Source organism: Bacillus cereus group sp. BceL291, assembly GCF_051776705.1.
GTDB classification, from domain to species: Bacteria; Bacillota; Bacilli; order Bacillales; family Bacillaceae_G; genus Bacillus_A; species Bacillus_A cereus.
The window spans coordinates 249,514-270,865 of sequence record NZ_JBPWAP010000001.1 but is presented as its reverse complement, the minus strand read 5'-3'; the positions used below and the strand labels follow the sequence as shown (position 1 = coordinate 270,865).

The window sequence follows — 21,352 nt, the reverse complement described above, 5'->3', positions numbered from 1 at the left end:
CGCCTCTATTTCTTAATAACGCTTTCGGCAATTTTTGTATTGACGAGCGCTTCATGTGGGACTTCTTTTTGTAATTCACCAGCATCTTTCATAATCGTTTGGAGCTGTTTCCATTCTTCCGCATCTAGTAGTGGATTTGTCGCATAAGAATGTTGTTTTTTATACCGTTCAATTACTTTTACTGTAATGTCTTTTGAAGTGTCTTTAAATAGCGGAGAAACAGCATCAGCAATCTCTTCTGGACTATGTGTATCAACCCATTGCTGTGCTTTATAGAGCGCACGTGTGAACTTTTCAGCAGCAGCTTTATCTTTCTTTAAGAAACTTTCTTTTGCCATGAATGTTGTATAAGGAACAGTACCAGATTCATTTCCGAATGAAGCGACGATATAACCTTTACCTTCTTTTTCGAATATGCTTGCAGTCGGTTCAAAGAGCTGCACAAACTCTCCTGTACCAGATGCAAAGGCATTTGCAATATTAGCAAATTCGATATTTTGAATTAAGTTCGTATCTTTCCGAGGATCAATGCCATTTTTCTTTAAAACGTATTCCCCAACCATTTGCGGCATGCCGCCTTTACGCTGTCCTAAAAATGTAACACCTTTTACGTCATTCCAATTAAAAGAGTCTAGTTTTTTACGTGAAACTAAAAATGTCCCATCTGTTTGTGTAAGTTGTGCAAAGTTAATGACAGGGTCTTTCGCTCCTTGTTGATGAACGTAAATAGACGTTTCAGAACCGACGAGAGCAATATCAATTCCGCCAGATAATAGGGCGGTCATCGTTTTATCGCCACCAGCTGTTGTTTGTAGGTCAATATTTAGTCCTTCATCTTTAAAAAATCCTTTTTCAATCCCGACATATAATGGGGCATAGAAGAGAGAATGGGTAACTTCACCAACGCGAATGTTTTGAGTTTGTTCTTTCGTACTTTCTTTTTTACTACTACAAGCAGCAAAAGTAAAAACAGCTAGTAACATGATGCAAAAAATCGCGATTAATTTTTTCACTATATAACACCTCCTAGAAGTCACTCTACAAGCATGATATGTAGGTAAGTGCCCATATGTGAGTGTAGATAGCAGGAATTTTCTGGGTGGTAAAGAAGTACAAATATAAGGGGTGATAAAATGGAGTACGAATACGATGATAGCGTACATTTACATCTTGATTATTTCGGGACAGAATGTGATATGGAATCGATTGCTTATAAGAGGAAGAATGAAGACGTATGGGATGTGTATTTTAATTTTGGAGTATACGGTATTCAGAAAGGTGATGTAGAGTTAGGTAGGTTTATGGACGGATATGCCGGTTATTACGTTTTTTCTGTACACGCTCGCGATCTTAGCTGGGAATTTGGAAGTGCCCAGTTTGAAGAGTGGGTTTTGAAAAATCGGATAGTAGAAAAAATGCTACAAAAATAGGAGGAATTTTGTGATTGGATTTCTCATCTTATTATTTATTTTTGTGGCCGGATTTTTTATTATGCAAATGCTTATTTACCGATTTGCAAAGAAAAACATCCATAAATATACAAAAATAAAATGGTTTCATATGTGGCTACATATGAATATGAAAAAAGGACCGAGATTAGATTTTTTTGATTTTGTAGTTATAGTGCTCGTATGTATCGTATGGAAAATATGGCTGGTTCCTTTTATATAATACACATACTAATCATTTTCTCTTTTCGTTATAGTAATAGTTGTAAAAAACTTGCATTTATACGTAAAACAGTGAGTGGTGTTGTGAAAGATATTTTGACAAATACAGACACACATACATACGGAATTAAAGTGTGATTACAGAATGGACAAATTGGCCGTGTGTAAAGTGTGGGGGAATAAGAAAGAGGTCGTCCAACGGTGGACGACCTCTTTCTTATTATGCTTGATTAGTGCGGAAGAATGGAAGCTTCTGCACAATGTGAATTAATCCGTATGCAAGAATTAAGCACATAAGAGGATTAATGAAAAATCCATAGCGATTAATTGCTAAGAATAAGTTTGAGAAGATAATGTAAATAATTGAACTTGCTACTAGCATCATAACGCGTTTATGTTTAAATGAATTTAGCATGAAGCAGAAGCTGCTCAAGAATGTACCGATGATAAACACTCTATGACATAGTTGCATAAAGTTGTGAATACGATATTGGTCTACAGCAGGAGCTGTTTTGAATAATTCAATTGTTTTACCGACAGTGAACCAAGAGAACCAATAAGTGAAGTCCGTCTTAAATCCGTTCTTAATTAATTCTTTTGCGTATGCACCTTTGTCATCTAAGCCTTTAGCTCTCATTTCATTTACTATATTTTCATATCCAATTTTATTAAATGGATCTGCACCGGCAATTAGTGGATCTGCACCTTGGGTTGAGAATAAAATAAATTGGTTGAGTGCTAAGTAGTTACGAACAACCCATGCGCCAATAATAAAGAAAGGTCCGATAAACCATAACAATCCGATTCGAATGGATTCTTTAAATCCATATGTAAATAACACAACAAGAACAGGAATGAGCATCATTGGAGCTGGATTTGGACGGAACATAAGTAAAATTGAAACGACAATTCCAAACCATATATGGAATTTCACTTTATTGTATTTCCATGCGAGAACAAATACATATACACATAACGCCAATAAGAATATGGATGGAACTTCTGTTAGCAATGTACGGAAGTATGTATAGTTACTTGGATAAATAGCATATAAAATACTTGCAACAATTCCATAAATGTTTTTTTCGAACAATTCTTTTCCTATTAAGAATACTAATAGCACTGTGCAAAGGTTCATGATCATGTTAATAACAGTTGCTACGTAATAGTAAGGAATTGATGTAATATCAGAAATAATCATAGCGCCAGCTAATAGTAATGGCTGACCTGGTGTAATATATGCATTTTTCCCTGGAACTTCACTAGGTTCTAAATACACATAACCAAATACACCATGTTTTAATAGTTGTTCAGCTGTTAACGAATAGTTAAAGGCATCATTTGCACCATATGTTACTTTGACTAACTCTCCATCTAATCCTGGCTGTTTTACTAAACAAAAAACGTGCAACAGGAAAGAAAGCGCCAAAATTGCATATACCGCTTTAGGCAAACTCTTAAACTTAGTAAGCAAAAATGAGCAACTCCTTTTTTATTAATTCTTTCGTAATTTTATGTGAAATCTTTAATAGTATTAAGGATTTCCAAAACATAGTTATTATATCATAAAGTGGAATGCTGAAATTAAGTTTTTCAAGAATGAGTAATTTGTATACCACAATTTAACTGTTGATTAAGGGAATATTAAGACAATACATTTATGGTAGAAGCAAGTATGCTGACGAAATATGTAATATATGTTATTTTAATAGAAATAGTTCTTTCGATGCGGGGAAATTAAGACATAGAAACGAGGGAATGAATTGAAGTATGGTTCTACACTTTTTCATCTTCCAAAAAGAAATATATTAATTTCTAGCATTATAAGTAGTATGGTGACTTTATTAGTAATAACTATGCTGTTTATGATTTTAAAGGTTTTTAATTTAGACATGATGAAAGATCATTTAAATCAAAAGCTTGTTTTAAGTGTTATGATGATGTTCATATGGGGCATAACGTTTTATATTACGCATTTCATTAAAAAAGAGATGTCTATACTTAGAGCATCCCTGCGAGTGCATTTTATATTACTTTTATTAGCTCATACAGTAGCGTTATTTTATATTGTCATGCAAGTTAATATGAGTTTCATAGAGGCAATGAATTGGATTTACTTTTATAATATGCAGTTTATATTAAGTTTTGTAGTAATTTATGCGATATATATTCTTGTATATAATTTAATAGGTAAGGTTTTTCTAAGTATGGTTTTAACGAGCTGTACGTTAGTCATTTTATGTATTGTGAATTATTTGAAGCTTATTTTTAGAGGTGATCCGTTATATCCTTCTGATTTCACACAAATTACTCATATGCAATCTGTTATACCGATGGTGATGGACTATTTTAGTTGGAGTTATATTTTTGTCATTATCTTAAGTATCGTAGCTTGTATTGTAGCAGGGATATATATGAGAAGGTATATTCAAAATGTAAAGATTCATCTAGGAATAAGAGCCTTATTAGTAGTAGGATCTATTTTTGTTCTATATGCGTATGGCAATTTTGCGAATACATTTATGAATAAAGTATTTCAAAAATCAGGTGTAGATTTTGTTTTGTGGAATCAAAATGAGAACTACGCTTCAAATGGTTTTATACTTGGGTTTATTAGCAATTTAGATACAACAGTTATGGAAAAACCAAAAAATTATTCTAAAGAAAATATGCTTCAAATAGCAAACGATATAAAAAAACAATATAGTGGAAATATAGGGAGTCAAAAGAAAAAAGAGAAACCGAATATTATTTTTGTAATGAGTGAATCGTTTTGGGATCCGACGAAAGTAACCAACCTTTCTTTTAGTGAAGATCCTGTACCAAATTTACATCATTATATAGAAAACTTTCCTGGGGGACAAACTATTTCTCCTACATTTGGGGGAAATACGGCGAACGTTGAATTTGAGGCATTAACAAGTTATTCAATGAGTTTGTTAAAGCCAGGTTCTATACCATATCAGCAGGTTATTACAAATAAGAAAGAAATTCCATCAATCCCTACGGCGTTGAAAAAAGAAGGGTATTACACAAGTGCAATTCATTCATTTGGTCGCACATTCTTTAAACGTGATGATGTATATAAGGTGTTAGGATTTGATAAGTTTAATGCAGAGGACACGATGAAAAATGTGGATATTGATGGAGATTATATTAGTGATTTAGCGATGAGTAAAGAGATAATTGCTGAGTTAGAGGAACAAAAACAGCCTACATTTATTCATGCAGTTACGATGCAAAATCATTTTCCATTTACAGAGGGCCGATTTGGTGAAAACCTAATAGAAATTAGCGGGCTAGAAAATGAAGAATCAAAGGGAGAATTAGAGACGTATACAGAAGGGTTAAGACGTTCAGATGAGGCACTTCAATATTTAATAGAGCAACTAGATAATTTAGATAGACCTACATTATTAGTATTCTTTGGAGATCATCTTCCATCACTAGGAACAAATAAATCTTTTTATAAAGAAAACGGGTATATAACGAATGAAAAAACACCGAGTGAACGTTTAGCGATGGCGCAAACGCCGCTATTAATGTATGCAAACTTTGATATGCCAAATGATAATTTAGGTTTAGTAAGCCCAATTCATTTTTCTAATCTTATTTTTGATTATGCAGGATTAAATAAATCCTTATTTTATCAATTTTTATCGGAACTTTACAAGGAAATACCAGTGCTTAGAGATGAATTAAAAGTTGATAAAAATGGAGAAGTAATCAATGATTTAACAAAGAAACAAAAAGAAATGTTAGAGCAATATAAAATGCTCCAATATGATTTACTCGTTGGAAATCAATATAGTACAGATATCCTCTTTAAATAAAAGAAACAAAAAGAACTTGTATAACGATACAAGTTCTTTTTTCATAGTATTTAACGGGGTAACCAGACAAGCTGGGTTTAGGGAGTATTACCTGTACATTTAGTATATATGAAATGTAATCGTTTTATTTGTGTATTTGTGAGAAATATGTGAATTTTATGTTTTGTGAAAAAATCTATTATATTAACTTTCGTTCTTGTATTGCAGTTGTTATGCATGTAAAAATTTTATCAGTTCTTTATTTAATTCATCCGCTTGATCGATTGGTGAACCATGACCACTATTTGTAAGAGCATGTAACTGAGAATTTTTAATTCGTTGTTGCGTAAGCTCAGCACTTTTGTAAGGAATTAGTTGGTCGTGAACGCCGTGGAAGATTTTTGTTGGGACGTTAATTTTATTTAAATCTTTCGTTACATCTTCATTTGCAGCTGCTTGTAAAATTTTGATAAGGGCATAAGAAGCGGACTGCATACCGAGATAAGAAAACCATTCAAGGGTTGCAGCCCCTAAGTTTCTATTGAAAAAGGATAAAGATACGTCATTTAAAAATTTTGGTAAATTAGCATACATTTGATTAATGAGAGCATCTGCTTTTTCTTTCGGTACACCGTAAGGGGACTCTTGATTTTTAACGAAAGAGGGGGAGACAGCGTCAATTAATGCGAGCTTAGAAATGCGGCGCCCATGATAGCGAGACATATAGCGAATAGAAAGAGCACCACCAACTGAGAAACCGACTAATGTAGCGTTCTCTACTTGGAGTGCTTCTAGAACAATTGCGATATCATCGGCTAATCGATCATACGTGTAACCAGTCCATGGCTTATCAGATTGCCCATTCCCTCGTATATCCATGGCGATACAACGAAAGCCATGCTCTGGTAAAACATTGAGTTGATATTGATACATTTGATGATTTAAAGGCCATCCGTGAACGAAGAAAACAGTCTTACTACCTGGACCAGGATTAACGTCTTGCACAAAAATATGCACATCTTTCTCGACAGTAACAAACATAAAACTCCCCCTGTTCTATCAATAGGCTCCATTCTAAAAGCTTTGTTTTACTTTTTAGGCCGTCTATATAAAACATCCTCCATAATATACGTATTAATGATCATAGATTTTATGCTCTGTATATAGTCTAAATATATTGCGTTTTTGGTACGATTTTCCTCAAATGTTCGATTTATCTTTGTTTGTCTATGAAAATCATTTATTATAATAAATGGTATTCTTTGAGATGTTATTTTGAAGGGGTGTTGAAGTGAAAGAAAGTTTTCTATCATATAAAGAAGAAGAAAGGAATGCAAAACTCCTTTTATGGGTGTTATATGTCATTGTTATTGTATATCAAATTTTCTATGCAATCGTATTAGAAGATAAATCAATAATGGATAAGGGATACAACATAATATGGCAAGTTATTTGCGGAGTAGCAATACTATGCGTGAATATATATTTACTGAAAAAAGAGAAGGCAAACCTTGTTAAATATGCATGGATATTTGCATACATAGGGATAGAAATCGCTAATATAGTTTCGTATATTTTTTATAATAAGGCGGCGTTTGATGCGACAAATATAATGGAAATTATTCTCATTTTCTTTGTACCCATATTTTTAAATAAAAAATTTTATGTGTTTTTGCTTTCCTCTATTGTAGGAAAATATTTAATTTATTTATTTGTATTAGAGGAAATAAAAGCATTTATGTTCCTTATTATGTGTACACTTATGTTAATAGTTGTATATATCATTTTAAATCGATTTTTACAATATCTTTCAGCCGTAAAGGAAAGTATTGCGATTGCTAGTGAATCACAAAAATTAGCAGTAATCGGAAAAATGGCAGCGACTGTTGGACATGAAATTAAAAATCCACTGGCTTCATTAAAAGGATTTACACAATTACAACGAGAGAAGCATGAAGAGGATCCTATTTATAAACGTATGATTTTTGAAATAGAAAATATGAATAATATGATAAGTGAGTTGATGGAAGTTGCTACATGCAAACCTTCTATTTATAAGAAACATGATGTAGGAAAAATTGTATTACAAGTAATAACAAGTCTTCGCGGAAAAATGAATGAATTAAACGTGCAGTTTATTTCTAATGTGGAAGAAAAAACAATAGAAGTTGAATGTGATGAACGAAAAATAAGAGGAGTCTTTTTATATACGATAAAAAATGCTTTAGAGGCAATGGAACAAGGTGGCATATTACATTTGCAATTAGAGAATAAAGGGAAAGAATATGTAATAATCAGCGTAATCGATAATGGTCATGGTATTAAGCAAGAAAACTTAACCCGTGTTACAGAAGCCTTTTATACAACGAAACAAGATAAAATTGGTCTGGGACTTACGGTAGCGAATCGAATTGTCGCCGAGCACCTTGGTGAGCTGCATATTTCAAGTGAAAGAGATACTGGAACGAGAATAGACATCATTCTCCCAAGGAAGTGTGGAAATACTGAAATCCAAGTGGAAGAAAAGCTAGGAGTTACCATATGAATAAAGGCTATATATTTAAAAATGAAGAAATAAAGGCATTGAAAGTATTTTTAAGTTTATTTTTTATTATATTTTTTGTGTATGATCTTGCCTATGAATTTATCGTACCTTTAATCGCGGGAGAGCAAGAAGGCGTAGGAAAGTTTGAAGATGGTTTAGGTTTATGGCTTTACTTTTTGACGGTAGTATTGTTTTGCAGTGGAATATACTTTATGAAATGGAAGAATGTTTTTGTGGTAAAGTATATTATTCTAATTGGCTATAATGTATTAGATTGTATCCATAACATTATGATTTATTATGGTAGCGATGCGGAATTTGACGGTGGAAATATAGTAGAAGTATTTTTTATTTTGTTCGCACCAATCTTTGTGAACAAAAGATATTTCTGGTTAGTTCCAGCGATACTTGTCGGGAAGTACGCTCTTACAGGAATCATTATTCAATCTTCTCTCGTTTTAATCCCAATGGCATTATATAGTGTATTTACTATTATATGTTGGATTATATTTTTGAGGGTTCAGTCTTACGTTCGTACGCTTGAGATGATGGACAAAGAAATAAAACAGACAGAAAAACTAGCAGCTGTTGGAAAAATGGCAACGGTTATTGGTTATAAGATTAGAAGACCTTTAGCAAACTTAAAAAAACTTGTGAATAAACAAGCCGACAAGCATCCAGAGGATAAAATTTATAGTGATATTATGAAACAAGAAGTAGATCGGATTCATATAATTGCTACAGAACTTAGTGGATTTGAGAAATCTAAATCACTAGAATCAGAAACTCATAACATACAAGAAATTATCTCTTATGTTATTCGAGTTATGGAAAAGCCTGCTTTAAAACAAGGAGTCCACATACAAGGTATTTACAGTAAAGACTTACCGTCCATTACATGTGATGAAAAACGATTAAAACAGGTCTTTTTTAATTTAATCAAAAATGCAATTGAAGCAATGTCAGTTGGGGGAACAATTACGATTAAAGTTACTGTAAAAGATGGAATCATCGTTCAAGTGAAAGATGAGGGATGTGGTATTCCAAAAGATAAAATTCCAAAGTTAAATGAAGCCTTTTATACAACGAAAGAAACAGGAACTGGTCTAGGTTTAGTAGTTACAGAAAAAATTATTAAAGACCACAATGGTAAAATGAGTTTTGAAAGTGAAGTTGGGGTTGGAACAACGGTTGAGGTTATGTTACCACTGCATTAAATAGAAAAAACATCACTTATTTGGAAGTAATGCTTTTGTGTTCTTCTTAGGTAGACGTTCTAAAAAAGAGGACGATAACGAAAAATAATATATTGATAGTGTAAAAAGAAAATAATGGATGTTTTACTATGGAAAATATATAATGGCTTTGTCTGTTATTTGTTGTAGTTCATTTATATTTCTATTTGTTGACCCGAATCTCGGGTCTTTTTTTATGAAATGAATCGCTATATGTCAGTGATTAGAAAAATAGAATATATATTCATGCTGTAATACTGGTAGCACCAGTAAACTCGGTGCTACCAGTAGGTTCGTTTTCCGGCACAACGAAAGCATTTACGTTGGTACAGGTGGTGCTTTCACATTTCTCTATTTTTCTGTGGTCGATTGTATTGTGTATATAAATTTAAAAAATGATAGCGTTAGAGCCACCATTTCTCCTGCGGAAGCAAAATAACATCCACATCAAAATTTTCTTTAAACCAATCATACATCAATGTCTCTTTCACTAAATATTCAGAGGCAGAGTGTGACACACCAATTAGAGACATATTCGTTTCTTTTACATAATCCATAATGAGCGAGTATTTATGTCGGCCGTAATCATTGTCGATATGGCAATGGATTTCTCCTGTAATATATGCTTCAGCACCTTTTTCTTCTGCTTCCTTCATTAAAGATACAACATCGCCACATCCAGCGATAATTGCGATTTTTTTGATGGAATCATGTCGTTTACCTTCGAAGTCTGTGTAAGGAATCTGAAAGAGTTGTTTTAGATGTTTTTGGAGTGCTTCTGTTGATGTTTCATCTATTTCACAAATAAGGCCAACTGGTTCTTGTTCTGGACCTCCATATGCAAAGTCGTCCACTACAGTAGCATTTAATGCTTTTGCAATTGAAATACTCGTTCCATGCGTTTGATGAAAATCCATTGGTACGTGACATGTATATATAGAAAGTTGTTTTTCTTTTATTCCTTGCAAATATTTTTCAGGAATTGGTATGAAACCGCGACCTGATCTTCCAAGCGGATCACCACACTCCATTACAAGGGGATGGTGCATAAAGAGTAAATCACCAGGTGTGGATTGTGAAATGAATGTTTCAAGAACGTCATCTGTAGGGAATACAGCTAAAAATACTTTGTTTACATTTTCAGATCCGTGCATCATAAGGCCGTTAAATAAATCTACAAAATTTGCTTCGAAAAATTGTTGCCAAGGAAATTTGATAGGATCATATACGCCTGGGATAAATCGACTAAAGGCACTATCTTTTCCGTATTTTTCAATTTGGAATAAGTGATCGAGTGATTGCTCTATTTTTTTTAAGGCTGGCATGTTTGATAATCCTCCTTAAGATGATTCTTGCTTTATGAGTTGTTTGTATTCTTCGTAGCAAAATAAGAAGCGGATAGGAAACAAATAAAACCTAGGATCCAGCTAATAGAAGGAGAATAGGGAAGTACATGCTGTAATAGCATTCCGCTAGAAATGAAGAAACTACTAAATAGACCTAATAACATAGGATATCGTTGTAGTTTGAACAAAGATAGTAAACATCCTTTCTCCTGCATGAACTACTCATAAAAGCTCGATTACTGAAACTTTATCACATACATTGTATATTAGTCTTAATTTTCTGTATATAACTTTTAAGAAAAATGATGATACAATATATGAATGATAAGAGAAGAGAGGATGAAGATTAACATATGTACGTTACTGTAACAGAAGCAGCATATAAAAAGATTGTGGATACGATTCCAAGTGAAGCGAAATATATAAAGTTATTTTACGATAATGAGGGTTGCGGTTGTGTCATGAGCGGAATCATCGATTTAGTAGCTGTAGCAGAGAAAGATGAGCGCGATGTGGATATTGAATCAAGCACAATGAACTTTATCGCTGATCGTACAAAGCTTGTATTTATGGACGATAAGTTAACGGTTGATTGGCATGAAGGTGGAGGAACTTTTCAGTTGAAGAGCCCAAGCCAGTTTTATAATCCAAATATGAAGTTACACGTTCGAATATAGTAAAGGAAAGGTGATTCCAAAATGTATTTTGGAATCACCTTTTTTATTTTATAAGTCGCTATTATTGTCGATTTTTGTTGATAAGTCGATATATTGAAAAAATCGCTGATATAAATGGAGTTGCGCTGATATATTTGGGAAATCGCCGATATAAATGGAGTTGCGCCGATATATTCAGAAAATCGCCGATATAATTTCATTTACCAAAACGTTTCAAAAGTAAAAAGATTTTTTCACATAATGAAATGTACATGTGATTGAATTTTCTGTATAATCTTCTTTGCGGAGGGGATACGCATGAGAAGATGGGGAATTGAGTTGTTAATTTTAAGTGTTGTTATTATTTGGGGGATTAACTATACAATTGCGAAGTATGGACTTTTAGAATTTACAGCAATTGAGTTTACTGCACTTCGCATGATGGCGGCGGCACCGCTTCTGTTACTCCTTACCTTTTTTATTGAAAAGTCGGTTTATATGGAGCGAAAGGATATACCTAGATTAATTATCGTTAGCATTGTAGGTATTGTACTGTATCAAACGTTATTTATGGAAACTGTCAAATATACATCTGCTACAAATGCCTCTTTACTCATTTCTATTTCACCTATTTTTACAACTGCATTTGCGATTTTCTTGAAACAAGAAAAGTTTTCTTCTCGAAAGTTAATCGGTTCTATGACTGCCTTTGTTGGTGCAGCATTAGTTTTAGTAGCAGGACATTCGCTTACTAGTTCTTTTTATGGAAATGGAATTGGACTTATTACATCAATATGCTGGGGGCTTTATCCTGTTTTAGCAGGACCATTAATTAAAAAATATTCAGCATTACGTGTTACAGCATGGTCTGCATTAGTGGGTGCGATTCCGCTATTATTGTTAAGTGGTCCACATGTGTTTGTCATGCCATTTCACATTACTCACGGAATGACACTATTTGCTTTACTATATTCTATTTTCTTTGTAACAGTATTTGGTCTAGTAATGTGGTATGTTGGTGTTCAAAAAATTGGGGCGTCACATACGATGGTATATATGTATATAACGCCGCTTGTAGCTGTTTTATTTGCAGCTGTCTGGGCAAATGAATATGTATCGTTTCAACAAATCATCGGTGGAATTATCATTTTTGTCGGTCTATGGTTTGTGAAATCGGAGAAAGTAAAAGTTCATTCTATTGCAGGGGAACCTATATCAAAATAGGAAAACAGATCACCTATGATCTGCTTTCCTATTTTTTTATTTTTGGTAAGAAGATGAGAAATAAGATAGCAGTAATAAGTGGAATTAAGTTTAAAAATGGAATACGGAAGAGTGTAATAAGAATAATACCTGGAAGAAGAACACCGAGGACAGCGTAAAAAATGCTATGGTTTTTCGTGTACCAATACAATGAAAGTCCAATAAGTGCAGGGATAATGAGGTGAATGAGAGCCATTAAAAAATAAATCATTAGACGCCCCCTTTATGTGTGTGCTTATTACATCATATCCGTATGTTCATAGATTGATATCATTTTTTTCATAAATGGACGAAAAAAGTTTGAAAAACCGTCACAAAATATGAGAATATGATGTTTGAAATCTTGTATAATATTATTTCCTAAAAATATTTAAACAACATAAACATACTGTTTATGTTGTTTTTAATTTGAGTGAAATGGATGTAAGGAATATGAATTTGAAAGAAATTTTTTGTTGGATAGATAAAAATTACTGAAGAGGAGAACAGCATGATTAGTATGTCATTAAGATCGTTTAAAATTCAATCGTATTATTTACTAGGTTTTCTTTTACTAGGCTGGATGTTAACGCCGTTTTCAGCTCATTTTCTAGGTGCTGGAATTGGGCTTATTGTAAGTATGTATTGCGTTTGGCTTTTAGGGAGACGAATTGAGAAGCTTGGAGATAGTATTGTAAAGAAGACGAAAGCACCGACACTCGGTATGTTTAACCGTTTTGCAGCTGCAATTTTGGGTGCTATTATTATGTACGAAATTGAGCACCACATGGTTATGTGGGCATTTGCAGTAGGGATTTTGGGTGGGTATTTCTTAATTGTTGTTAATTTAGGATACTATAGCATGAAAGATGAGAAAGAACTAACAAAGAGCTAAAAAAGATAAAAGACTTCTTTTTAGATGGAATAGATGATCCAGCCACGGATAGAAGCGGTCAGGGCCTTTTTTAGCCCCATACGATGTGAAACCCAGTAGGGATATAATGTATATATTCGAAGCTGTAATTTTATAATCTAGGTCATAGATGAAGAGATTAGCGTTTCACTTTATATAAGATATAGAAAGAAGCTTACGTTTTCACGTAAGCTTCTTTTTTATGTAAGTGTGTGTAACCGTTAAGCCGCATTGGGTTTTGTCGGTGAGTACGCGAAACTTTACGGTTACACGACACTTATTCATATGAGTAAAGGGTTATTCCAACAGAAAGTTTTAATTTAAGCGATTGGACCGCCTAAGTTAATAATGTCTTCAGATACGCTGTCGAACTTTTTGAAGTTAGCTTTGAATTCATTTGCAAGTTCGATTGCTTTTGCTTTGTAAGCAGCTTTATCAGCCCAAGTTTGTTCAGGCATTAACACTTCGTCAGGTACACCTGGTACGTGAAGTGGAACTTCAAGACCGAAGATGTCATGTTTAGCTGTTTCAGTTTTCGCAAGTTCACCGTTTAATGCAGCTTGAATCATTGCACGAGTGTAACCTAAGTTCATACGTTTACCAACGCCGTATTCGCCACCAGTCCAGCCAGTGTTTACTAAGAATACTTTCGCATCGTGTTTCTCAATTTTTTCACCAAGCATTTCAGCATAGCGAGATGCATCAAGTGGTAAGAATGGTGAACCGAAGCAAGTTGAGAATGTTGCTTGCGGAGATGTAACACCGCGCTCTGTTCCTGCTAGTTTACTAGTGTAACCACTTAAGAAATGATACATAGCTTGTTCTTTTGATAACTTACTGATTGGAGGCAATACGCCAGATGCATCAGCAGTTAAGAAAATGATTGTATTTGGGTGTCCAGCAACACTTGGCAGTACGATATTGTCGATCGCATGCATAGGGTATGCAGCACGAGTATTTTCTGTTAAAGTAGTATCGTTATAGTCTGCGATACGCGTTTGGTCATTAATGATAACGTTTTCTAAAACAGATCCAAATGTGATTGCATCGAAAATTTGTGGTTCTTTCTCGTGAGAAAGGTTTACACATTTCGCGTAGCAACCGCCTTCAATATTGAATACACCGTTATCAGACCAACCGTGCTCATCATCACCAATTAATTTACGGTTTGGATCAGCAGATAATGTTGTTTTACCTGTTCCAGATAAACCGAAGAATAATGCTACATCGCCTTCTTCACCTACGTTTGCAGAACAGTGCATAGAAAGAATATCTTGTTCAGGTAATAAGAAGTTCATAATAGAGAAGATTGATTTTTTCATTTCTCCAGCGTATTCTGTACCACCAATTAATACGATGCGTTTTTCGAATGAAACCATAATGAATGCTTCAGAGTTTGTACCGTCAACAGCTGGATCAGCTTTGAAATTCGGTGCAGAAACAATTGTGAACTCTGATTCATGAGTCGTTAATTCTTCTTCAGTTGGACGAATGAATAATTGATGTACAAATAAATTGTGCCATGCATATTCGTTAATAACTTGAATTGGTAGGCGGTAATTGCGGTCAGCGCCTGCAAATCCTTTGAAGACGAATAACTCTTCTTTTTCTTTTAAGTATTCTAAAACTTTAGTATATAATTTATTAAAATGTTCTTCAGAAATCGGTTGGTTCACAGCTCCCCAAGCAATTTTGTCAGCAACCGATGCTTCTTTCACAATAAATTTATCTTTAGGAGAACGTCCTGTATATTTTCCTGTTGAAGCAGAAACGGCACCAGTAGAAGTTAATTTCCCTTCATTTCGCATTAATACTTTTTCCACTAATTGCGGAACACTTAGTTGAATCTGTGCATTGCTTCCGTTCAATAATTCGTGTAAACCAATTTGGACATTCACAGTACTCATATTTATATACCATCCTTTTCATTTAATGAAATATTTCTCGTAATCCCCAACAAGAGTATAACACAATTATATAAATAATGTATACTATTTATTTCTTTTTGTTTGTGTGAATGCATTATTTCCTTATTAATATTTCATTTCAGGCGTATTGAGAAAAACTTTCAGGAAAATGTGAATATTAATTGACAAATGAATATCATTTCTTTAGTATAGGTTGGGACGGATACTCTCTTATCCCGAGCTGGCGGAGGGACAGGCCCGATGAAGCCCAGCAACCTCACTTGTATTGATAAATGCAGGTGAATAGGTGCTAAAACCTGTGCGAGGCTACAGGTCTCGAACGATAAGAGCGAAGGGCAAAAAGCAGTATGCAAGTAGCAAATTAAACCTTTCCTCTATGTAAAGTAGGAAAGGTTTTTCTGTATGCTTGTGTGGGAGAATAAATGTATGTCGCAGTTTGTGGCAAATTAAGGATGAGTTCCGTACAATATATACAATTACTGTAGGGAGGTTTACCACATGACAAAAAAACGTCATCTGTTCACATCTGAGTCTGTAACTGAAGGACATCCAGATAAAATTTGTGACCAAATTTCTGATTCAATTTTAGATGCGATCTTATCAAAAGACGCAAATGCACGTGTAGCTTGTGAAACAACTGTAACAACTGGTTTAGTATTGGTAGCGGGGGAAATTACGACTTCTACTTACGTAGATATTCCGAAAATCGTTCGTGAAACAATTCAAGGCATTGGTTACACACGCGCAAAATACGGATTCGATGCAGAAACTTGTGCTGTTTTAACATCTATCGATGAGCAGTCTGCTGACATCGCTATGGGTGTTGACCAAGCGCTAGAAGCACGCGAAGGTCAAATGACTGACGCTGAGATTGAGGCAATTGGTGCAGGAGACCAAGGTTTAATGTTTGGTTTTGCATGTAATGAAACACAAGAATTAATGCCACTTCCAATCTCGCTTGCTCACAAATTAGCTCGCCGTTTAACTGAAGTACGTAAAGATGATACATTATCATACTTACGTCCAGATGGAAAAACGCAAGTTACAGTTGAGTATGATGAAAATGGTAAACCAGTACGTGTTGATACTATCGTAATTTCTACACAACATCATCCAGATGTTACATGGGAAGAAATCGATCGCGACTTAAAAGAGCACGTAATTAAAGCTGTAGTACCAGCAGAATTAATGGATGGAGAAACGAAATTCTTCATTAATCCAACTGGCCGCTTCGTAATTGGTGGACCACAAGGTGATGCTGGTTTAACAGGACGTAAAATCATCGTTGATACTTACGGTGGATACGCTCGCCACGGTGGCGGTGCATTCTCTGGTAAAGATGCAACAAAAGTTGACCGTTCTGCAGCATATGCAGCTCGTTATGTTGCGAAAAACATCGTAGCAGCTGGTCTTGCTGAAAAAGCAGAAGTACAACTTGCATACGCAATCGGTGTAGCACAACCAGTATCAATTTCAGTTGATACATTCGGCACTGGTAAAGTATCTGAAGACGTACTAGTAGAACTAGTTCGTAACAACTTCGATCTTCGCCCGGCTGGTATTATTAAAATGTTAGACTTACGTCGCCCAATTTACAAACAAACAGCAGCTTACGGCCACTTCGGACGTACTGATGTAGATCTATCATGGGAACGTACAGACAAAGCTGCAGCTTTAAAAGAGCAAGCTGGTCTATAATATATGAAAAAAAGCTTTGCGCGGTGAGCGCAAAGCTTTTTTTATTTATAATTACGTTGGAATAAAGCGAAGAGTTCAATGTCATGCCAAGTGCCGTTGCGGAATATAGCTTCTTTACAAGTTCCTTCATGTTGAAAACCAAGTGATTTATATAATTTAACTGCTCTATCGTTAAAAGAAAATACTCGTAAAGAAAGGCGATGTAAATTTAATTCTAAAAATGCATAATCCAATAATAGGGTTAAAGCTTCCTGCCCATAACCTTGCCCCCAGTAATCCTTTTTACCAATATCAATAATGCATTCAGCGTTTCGATTATACGAATCAATATGAATTAAAGAAGTAATACCAATTGGAAGATGCGTAGCTTTTTCTTCAATGATATAGTTCTTAGAGTTCGAAGAATGAATAAATTGCCGGCAAAGTTTTTCTGTGTCTTGAAAGGAATATTTATCAAGAGTGAGTGTAGTTGAACTCATAACGTCTATATCATTATGCCATTTATAATATGTTAGAATATCATCTTCGGAAAACTTTCGTAACTGGATACGGTTGGATTCAAACAATGTAAACACCCCTTTTGTATTTACTGGTTTTTGTTCATTATCTCAACACACGAACTACAATAAATTTGTCCTTCTAATTCAATATACTTTTTCATATTCGTCATGCCATTCGCCGGAAAGGGCATATGAATCCACGCTTTTTCATACGTTTGTATTTCTGTTTTACATGATTTACAAAAGATTGATTTCTTTTTGAACATATGTGATCAACCTTTCATTTGACGTGCTTTACTTGCGCAAAAGGCACTACTTAGTAAAAATAGTGTCGCGAATATAATGCTTACTAATGTAGCGTATGGAATTGCGCCTTTTAAGGAAAAGCCGACAGTGATTGAAGCGATGAATAAGAGGATAAATGTTGTTGTTAATTTTTTATAAAGTTCCATACAATGTAGACCTCCAATTTATTTTTTAGTACAAGTTTTAAAATTGAATTCTATTATGTAGAAAATATAAAGAGTAGCTAAAGATGTGTAGTCTAGGAGTATAAGAAAGTACACTTTCCTTTTTGTGGGTTAGTATACTTATATTGTATCATGGCGCATGATTGGCTTCATACATAATTGTGTAAAGGTATGTATGATAAAATGAAGAAAAGTCTTTAAGAAAGGAAAGATAAAAAATGAGTGTAACTGAACATAAAAAACAAGCTCCAAAAGAAGTGCGTTGCAAGATTGTTACAATTTCCGATACACGTACGGAAGAAACAGATAAGAGCGGACAACTATTACATGAATTGTTAAAAGAAGCGGGACATAAAGTAACTTCTTATGAAATTGTAAAAGATGATAAAGAAAGTATTCAGCAAGCGGTGTTAGCTGGTTATCATAAGGAAGATGTAGATGTTGTATTAACAAATGGCGGTACTGGTATTACGAAACGCGATGTCACAATTGAAGCAGTATCAGCGTTATTAGATAAAGAAATTGTTGGATTTGGTGAGCTGTTCCGTATGATTAGTTATTTAGAAGATATCGGAAGCAGCGCAATGTTAAGTAGAGCGATTGGTGGTACAATTGGGCGCAAAGTAGTCTTCTCGATGCCAGGGTCTAGCGGAGCGGTTCGACTTGCGATGAATAAATTAATTTTACCGGAATTAGGCCATATTACATTTGAGCTGCATCGCCAATGAGTAAGTATGCTGGAATTGTATTAGCGGGCGGTATGTCGAGTAGATTTGGTGAGCCGAAGGCGTTAGCAATTTGGAAGGGAAATACTTTTGTTGAGCATATTGTGAAAGTGATGGGAACTACTTTGCAAGACATTGTAGTAATTAGCCATACTGATATAAAAGAGCGAGTAGAGCAATTCGTACAAGTTCCTGTTATAGAAGACATTCCGCACTATAAAGGAAATGGACCGCTTGCGGGCATTGTATCAGGTATGGAATACATAGAAGCAGATTGGTACGCTATTATGCCTTGCGATGCACCAAACGTTTCGCATCAATGGTTTGCCATTTTACTAGAGCAAACGAGCAATGAATATGATGCGGTTGTACCTATTATTAATGGAAGAAAACAACCGCTACTTGCGGCGTATCATAACCGCGTGAAAGAAAAGATTTATGCTTTACTTCAGGAAGAAAAAAGAAGTATGGGCCAGCTTTTATCACAATGTAATGTGAAGTATGTTTCTGGAGAAGATGTACAAGCGAATGCGGATTGGTTTATAAATGTAAATACGAAAGAAGAATATGTGCAGGCTCAAAAAGACCTTTCAAATGAATGAAAGGTTTTTTGATATACAGAATTGGGGAACAATTACTGTATAAAGGTATGTGAGTAAGTTGATTTTAAGGGGAATTCTTAAAATCATTATACAGTTTAAAATACTGTATAACCATATATTAATTTTTATGGGTTTTTATTACAAGTCTGTTTAGTTATGTTTATTTTTGATATAATTAATATAGAAATAAAACAATGTTTAACCTTATGTATCATTTATTAAACTAAAATTTATGACCATGTAATAAACTCCCTTCGTTTTTTTGAAGGGAGTTTTTCTATTTAAGCAAGCAACTCTGATGCGTTATGCTGCAGGACTTCTTCATAATGGTTAAGCAAACCGCGAAAGATCTCATCCCAGCTCTTTGATTTCGCAAAAGATGAAGCTGATATTCCCATCTGCTCAAGTTTTTCTTCATTTTGTAATAAAAAATAAATGGATGATAGAAATGCATCTTCATTTTTAGGCGGACAAAGAACTCCCGTTTTTCCATCTGTAATAATATTTTTAACCCCGCCACTATTTGCACCAATGACAGGTGTACCGCATGCGAGTGATTCAAGTACGACATTTCCGAATGTTTCAGTAGCTGATGGAAACACCATTATGTTAGAACAAGCATATGCTTCAGCTAAATCTGTACTTTGTAAATAGCCAGTAAAAGTGATATTTGTTTTCGGAACAGCTTCACGTAAACTTGTTGCTAGAGGACCGTCTCCTGCGATGAGCCAATGAATATCGTTTCGAGTATGTGCTGTTTTAACGATAAGGTATTGCAGTGTATCAATATCTTTTTCAGGAGCAATTCGTCCAACATAGGAAAGGACATACTTCGCTGTAATATTATATTTTTTTCGGAATAGGTCTGTATTGTAAGCAGGATGAAAGAGTGTGCAATCTACACCACGTCCCCATATAGAGAGGGTCTGAAAGCCTTTGTTTTTTAATTGATGTAATGTTTCAAAGGAAGGTACAAAATTTTTTTGCATATGACTATGAAACCATTTTAAATAGTTCCACAGCATATTGGAGAGGAATTCGATTTTGTAATAACGTAAATAGGCATCGAAATCAGTATGATAAGAACCGACAACTGGGATGTTTAACTTTTTTGCATAATACAATCCACAAAGTCCCATGTTGAAAGGTGTGGCAATGTGAATAATGTCAGGTTTAAAGGAAAGTAGTTCCCGTTTAATGCGCGGAGTAGGAAAAGAAAAACGACATTCTGGATATAATATTGTTAACGGGATACTTCTCATCTTATTCACATTCGCTACAAAATTATCTTCAGCTGTATGCTGAGGGGCGAAAACAGAATAGGCGATCTGTTCTTTCTGAAAATATTGTGTTAATCGCTCTAACGTTTTCGCAACCCCGTTAACTTGTGGCGTAAAAGTATCGGTAAAAATGGCGACTCTCATCATATCACTCCTTTATGTGAAAAGTGGGATGAATTGATAAAAAGAGATGATGCCAGAACAAGTGCCAAGGCACATACCGACGAATACATCTGACGGATAGTGAAGGCCTAAATAAATACGTGAAATACCGACGCATAACGCTAACGGTAATAGGAAAGCAAGTAAGCTTGGATTATAGCAAATAAATGGAATGAAGACAGAGAAAACGGCTGTTGTATGACCAGACGGGAAAGAGTGGTCTTTTAATGGATGGACTGGATATTTTGCATCCTGAATTGTTAAATAAGGACGTTTTCGCGGATACCACCTTTTTAATATTTGCACAGGAATATGGCTAATTGCTAACGAAATAGCAGTTGCAATTGCAGCTTGATGCAAAGTTCCCTTTGCGAAAATTAAAAAGAAAAGTGTGAGTCCGATGGAGAAAGTCGCGCCACCGATATGAGTAATATTGCTGAAAAAGATATTTAATGTTTTTTGATCAAAGTAGCGGTTAATTCCTCTGAAAATGTAACATTCTATTTTATATAATCCACTGACCTTCATGAAAATTCTCCTCCCTCATCTACATATATATGGAGATATT

The 21,352-nt window shown here is 34.6% G+C and carries 22 protein-coding genes, 1 pseudogene and 1 riboswitch; of the genes and pseudogenes, 12 read left to right on the top strand and 11 right to left on the bottom strand.

The annotated features are described in order from the left end of the window. Positions 1–5 precede the first annotated feature (5 nt). Positions 6–1,013: an ABC transporter substrate-binding protein gene (locus tag ACS2CR_RS01415; protein WP_000733151.1), complete on the bottom strand. Its 1,008-nt coding sequence runs from the start codon at positions 1,011–1,013 to the stop codon at positions 6–8. Positions 1,014–1,133: 120 nt separating this feature from the next. On the opposite strand from ACS2CR_RS01415, the gene ACS2CR_RS01410 reads away from it, so the two are divergent. From ACS2CR_RS01410 to ACS2CR_RS01400, 3 genes and pseudogenes are all read left to right on the top strand, one after another. Further along, positions 1,134–1,430: a DUF3986 family protein gene (locus ACS2CR_RS01410; RefSeq protein ID WP_016110834.1), complete on the top strand. Its 297-nt coding sequence runs from the start codon at positions 1,134–1,136 to the stop codon at positions 1,428–1,430. A gap of 10 nt (positions 1,431–1,440) precedes the next feature. Beyond that, a complete protein-coding gene (locus ACS2CR_RS01405) occupies positions 1,441–1,671 on the top strand; it encodes a hypothetical protein (protein WP_053514593.1) in 231 nt (76 codons plus the stop codon). A 65-nt stretch (positions 1,672–1,736) separates the two neighbouring features. Continuing rightward, positions 1,737–1,808, top strand: a pseudogene (locus tag ACS2CR_RS01400) (DUF2196 domain-containing protein); the annotation flags it as partial. Between the two features lie 82 nt (positions 1,809–1,890). Here the strand turns inward: ACS2CR_RS01400 and ACS2CR_RS01395 are convergent. Then, positions 1,891–3,144, bottom strand: coding sequence for a glycosyltransferase family 39 protein (locus ACS2CR_RS01395; protein WP_000956220.1), 1,254 nt, complete (start codon positions 3,142–3,144; stop codon positions 1,891–1,893). A gap of 289 nt (positions 3,145–3,433) precedes the next feature. Between ACS2CR_RS01395 and ACS2CR_RS01390 the strand changes: the two genes are divergently transcribed. Then, the gene (locus ACS2CR_RS01390; RefSeq protein WP_000873637.1) at positions 3,434–5,503 is read left to right on the top strand and encodes an LTA synthase family protein; all 2,070 of its coding nucleotides are present in this window, start codon (positions 3,434–3,436) and stop codon (positions 5,501–5,503) included. Between the two features lie 210 nt (positions 5,504–5,713). Here the strand turns inward: ACS2CR_RS01390 and ACS2CR_RS01385 are convergent, their stop codons facing one another. Further along, on the bottom strand, positions 5,714–6,523 hold the full coding sequence (locus tag ACS2CR_RS01385) for an alpha/beta fold hydrolase (protein ID WP_053514594.1): 810 nt from the start codon (positions 6,521–6,523) through the stop codon (positions 5,714–5,716). Positions 6,524–6,773: 250 nt separating this feature from the next. Between ACS2CR_RS01385 and ACS2CR_RS01380 the strand changes: the two genes are divergently transcribed. Then, positions 6,774–8,027 (top strand): ATP-binding protein, encoded by a 1,254-nt coding sequence (locus ACS2CR_RS01380; RefSeq protein WP_053514595.1) that lies wholly within the window; start codon positions 6,774–6,776, stop codon positions 8,025–8,027. Next, complete coding sequence (locus tag ACS2CR_RS01375; protein ID WP_001032637.1) at positions 8,024–9,244, top strand: ATP-binding protein; 1,221 nt, start codon at positions 8,024–8,026, stop codon at positions 9,242–9,244. The genes ACS2CR_RS01380 and ACS2CR_RS01375 overlap by 4 nt, the downstream gene beginning before the upstream one ends. A gap of 422 nt (positions 9,245–9,666) precedes the next feature. Here the strand turns inward: ACS2CR_RS01375 and ACS2CR_RS01370 are convergent, their stop codons facing one another. Beyond that, complete coding sequence (locus tag ACS2CR_RS01370; protein ID WP_053514596.1) at positions 9,667–10,587, bottom strand: Nif3-like dinuclear metal center hexameric protein; 921 nt, start codon at positions 10,585–10,587, stop codon at positions 9,667–9,669. A 374-nt stretch (positions 10,588–10,961) separates the two neighbouring features. On the opposite strand from ACS2CR_RS01370, the gene ACS2CR_RS01365 reads away from it, so the two are divergent. Both ACS2CR_RS01365 and ACS2CR_RS01360 read left to right on the top strand, forming a co-directional pair. Beyond that, the gene (locus ACS2CR_RS01365) at positions 10,962–11,285 is read left to right on the top strand and encodes an iron-sulfur cluster biosynthesis family protein (RefSeq protein ID WP_053514597.1); all 324 of its coding nucleotides are present in this window, start codon (positions 10,962–10,964) and stop codon (positions 11,283–11,285) included. Between the two features lie 297 nt (positions 11,286–11,582). Further along, positions 11,583–12,488, top strand: a complete 906-nt coding sequence (locus tag ACS2CR_RS01360) for a DMT family transporter (RefSeq protein ID WP_001255414.1) — start codon at positions 11,583–11,585, stop codon at positions 12,486–12,488. A gap of 28 nt (positions 12,489–12,516) precedes the next feature. Here the strand turns inward: ACS2CR_RS01360 and ACS2CR_RS01355 are convergent, their stop codons facing one another. After that, entirely contained in the window at positions 12,517–12,738 is a 222-nt protein-coding gene (locus tag ACS2CR_RS01355; RefSeq protein WP_000639042.1) for a hypothetical protein, read from the bottom strand. A 279-nt stretch (positions 12,739–13,017) separates the two neighbouring features. Here ACS2CR_RS01355 and ACS2CR_RS01350 point away from each other — a divergent pair, with 279 nt between their 5' ends. Further along, on the top strand, positions 13,018–13,401 hold the full coding sequence (locus ACS2CR_RS01350) for an ATP synthase subunit I (RefSeq protein WP_000624933.1): 384 nt from the start codon (positions 13,018–13,020) through the stop codon (positions 13,399–13,401). Positions 13,402–13,739: 338 nt separating this feature from the next. Here ACS2CR_RS01350 and pckA read toward each other — a convergent pair whose 3' ends face one another. Beyond that, the gene (pckA, locus tag ACS2CR_RS01345; RefSeq protein WP_000108802.1) at positions 13,740–15,326 is read right to left on the bottom strand and encodes a phosphoenolpyruvate carboxykinase (ATP); all 1,587 of its coding nucleotides are present in this window, start codon (positions 15,324–15,326) and stop codon (positions 13,740–13,742) included. 228 nt (positions 15,327–15,554) lie between these two features. Further along, positions 15,555–15,676, top strand: a riboswitch (SAM riboswitch). Between the two features lie 169 nt (positions 15,677–15,845). Here pckA and metK point away from each other — a divergent pair. Beyond that, complete coding sequence (metK, locus tag ACS2CR_RS01340) at positions 15,846–17,045, top strand: methionine adenosyltransferase (RefSeq protein ID WP_000163123.1); 1,200 nt, start codon at positions 15,846–15,848, stop codon at positions 17,043–17,045. 41 nt (positions 17,046–17,086) lie between these two features. Here metK and ACS2CR_RS01335 read toward each other — a convergent pair whose 3' ends face one another. The 3 genes from ACS2CR_RS01335 to ACS2CR_RS01325 are packed head-to-tail and all read right to left on the bottom strand — an operon-like array spanning position 17,087 to position 17,997. Beyond that, positions 17,087–17,611: a GNAT family N-acetyltransferase gene (locus ACS2CR_RS01335; protein ID WP_053514598.1), complete on the bottom strand. Its 525-nt coding sequence runs from the start codon at positions 17,609–17,611 to the stop codon at positions 17,087–17,089. Positions 17,612–17,631: 20 nt separating this feature from the next. Beyond that, positions 17,632–17,811 (bottom strand): hypothetical protein, encoded by a 180-nt coding sequence (locus ACS2CR_RS01330; protein ID WP_000473617.1) that lies wholly within the window; start codon positions 17,809–17,811, stop codon positions 17,632–17,634. Between the two features lie 6 nt (positions 17,812–17,817). Next, positions 17,818–17,997, bottom strand: coding sequence for a hypothetical protein (locus ACS2CR_RS01325; RefSeq protein WP_000424800.1), 180 nt, complete (start codon positions 17,995–17,997; stop codon positions 17,818–17,820). Positions 17,998–18,233: 236 nt separating this feature from the next. Here ACS2CR_RS01325 and ACS2CR_RS01320 point away from each other — a divergent pair, with 236 nt between their 5' ends. Both ACS2CR_RS01320 and ACS2CR_RS01315 read left to right on the top strand, forming a co-directional pair. Continuing rightward, positions 18,234–18,743: a MogA/MoaB family molybdenum cofactor biosynthesis protein gene (locus tag ACS2CR_RS01320; RefSeq protein WP_000117124.1), complete on the top strand. Its 510-nt coding sequence runs from the start codon at positions 18,234–18,236 to the stop codon at positions 18,741–18,743. Beyond that, entirely contained in the window at positions 18,740–19,342 is a 603-nt protein-coding gene (locus tag ACS2CR_RS01315; RefSeq protein WP_153602470.1) for a molybdenum cofactor guanylyltransferase, read from the top strand. Before ACS2CR_RS01320 ends, ACS2CR_RS01315 begins: the two co-directional genes overlap by 4 nt. A 281-nt stretch (positions 19,343–19,623) precedes the next feature. Here ACS2CR_RS01315 and ACS2CR_RS01310 read toward each other — a convergent pair whose 3' ends face one another. Together ACS2CR_RS01310 and ACS2CR_RS01305 are read right to left on the bottom strand one after the other, a co-directional pair. Then, on the bottom strand, positions 19,624–20,766 hold the full coding sequence (locus ACS2CR_RS01310) for a glycosyltransferase family 4 protein (RefSeq protein WP_001261606.1): 1,143 nt from the start codon (positions 20,764–20,766) through the stop codon (positions 19,624–19,626). Between the two features lie 12 nt (positions 20,767–20,778). Then, positions 20,779–21,312, bottom strand: coding sequence for a phosphatase PAP2 family protein (locus tag ACS2CR_RS01305; RefSeq protein WP_000868595.1), 534 nt, complete (start codon positions 21,310–21,312; stop codon positions 20,779–20,781). Positions 21,313–21,352: the final 40 nt, after the last annotated feature.

Coding starts and splice junctions, on each gene's coding strand:
- ACS2CR_RS01410 (WP_016110834.1), top strand. CDS start 1,134: ATGGAGTACGAATACGATGATAGCGTACATTTACATCTTGATTATTTC.
- ACS2CR_RS01385 (WP_053514594.1), bottom strand. CDS start 6,523: ATGTTTGTTACTGTCGAGAAAGATGTGCATATTTTTGTGCAAGACGTT.
- ACS2CR_RS01375 (WP_001032637.1), top strand. CDS start 8,024: ATGAATAAAGGCTATATATTTAAAAATGAAGAAATAAAGGCATTGAAA.
- ACS2CR_RS01370 (WP_053514596.1), bottom strand. CDS start 10,587: ATGCCAGCCTTAAAAAAAATAGAGCAATCACTCGATCACTTATTCCAA.
- ACS2CR_RS01365 (WP_053514597.1), top strand. CDS start 10,962: ATGTACGTTACTGTAACAGAAGCAGCATATAAAAAGATTGTGGATACG.
- ACS2CR_RS01360 (WP_001255414.1), top strand. CDS start 11,583: ATGAGAAGATGGGGAATTGAGTTGTTAATTTTAAGTGTTGTTATTATT.
- ACS2CR_RS01355 (WP_000639042.1), bottom strand. CDS start 12,738: ATGATTTATTTTTTAATGGCTCTCATTCACCTCATTATCCCTGCACTT.
- ACS2CR_RS01350 (WP_000624933.1), top strand. CDS start 13,018: ATGATTAGTATGTCATTAAGATCGTTTAAAATTCAATCGTATTATTTA.
- pckA (WP_000108802.1), bottom strand. CDS start 15,326: ATGAGTACTGTGAATGTCCAAATTGGTTTACACGAATTATTGAACGGA.
- metK (WP_000163123.1), top strand. CDS start 15,846: ATGACAAAAAAACGTCATCTGTTCACATCTGAGTCTGTAACTGAAGGA.
- ACS2CR_RS01330 (WP_000473617.1), bottom strand. CDS start 17,811: ATGTTCAAAAAGAAATCAATCTTTTGTAAATCATGTAAAACAGAAATA.
- ACS2CR_RS01325 (WP_000424800.1), bottom strand. CDS start 17,997: ATGGAACTTTATAAAAAATTAACAACAACATTTATCCTCTTATTCATC.
- ACS2CR_RS01320 (WP_000117124.1), top strand. CDS start 18,234: ATGAGTGTAACTGAACATAAAAAACAAGCTCCAAAAGAAGTGCGTTGC.
- ACS2CR_RS01315 (WP_153602470.1), top strand. CDS start 18,740: ATGAGTAAGTATGCTGGAATTGTATTAGCGGGCGGTATGTCGAGTAGA.
- ACS2CR_RS01310 (WP_001261606.1), bottom strand. CDS start 20,766: ATGAGAGTCGCCATTTTTACCGATACTTTTACGCCACAAGTTAACGGG.
- ACS2CR_RS01305 (WP_000868595.1), bottom strand. CDS start 21,312: ATGAAGGTCAGTGGATTATATAAAATAGAATGTTACATTTTCAGAGGA.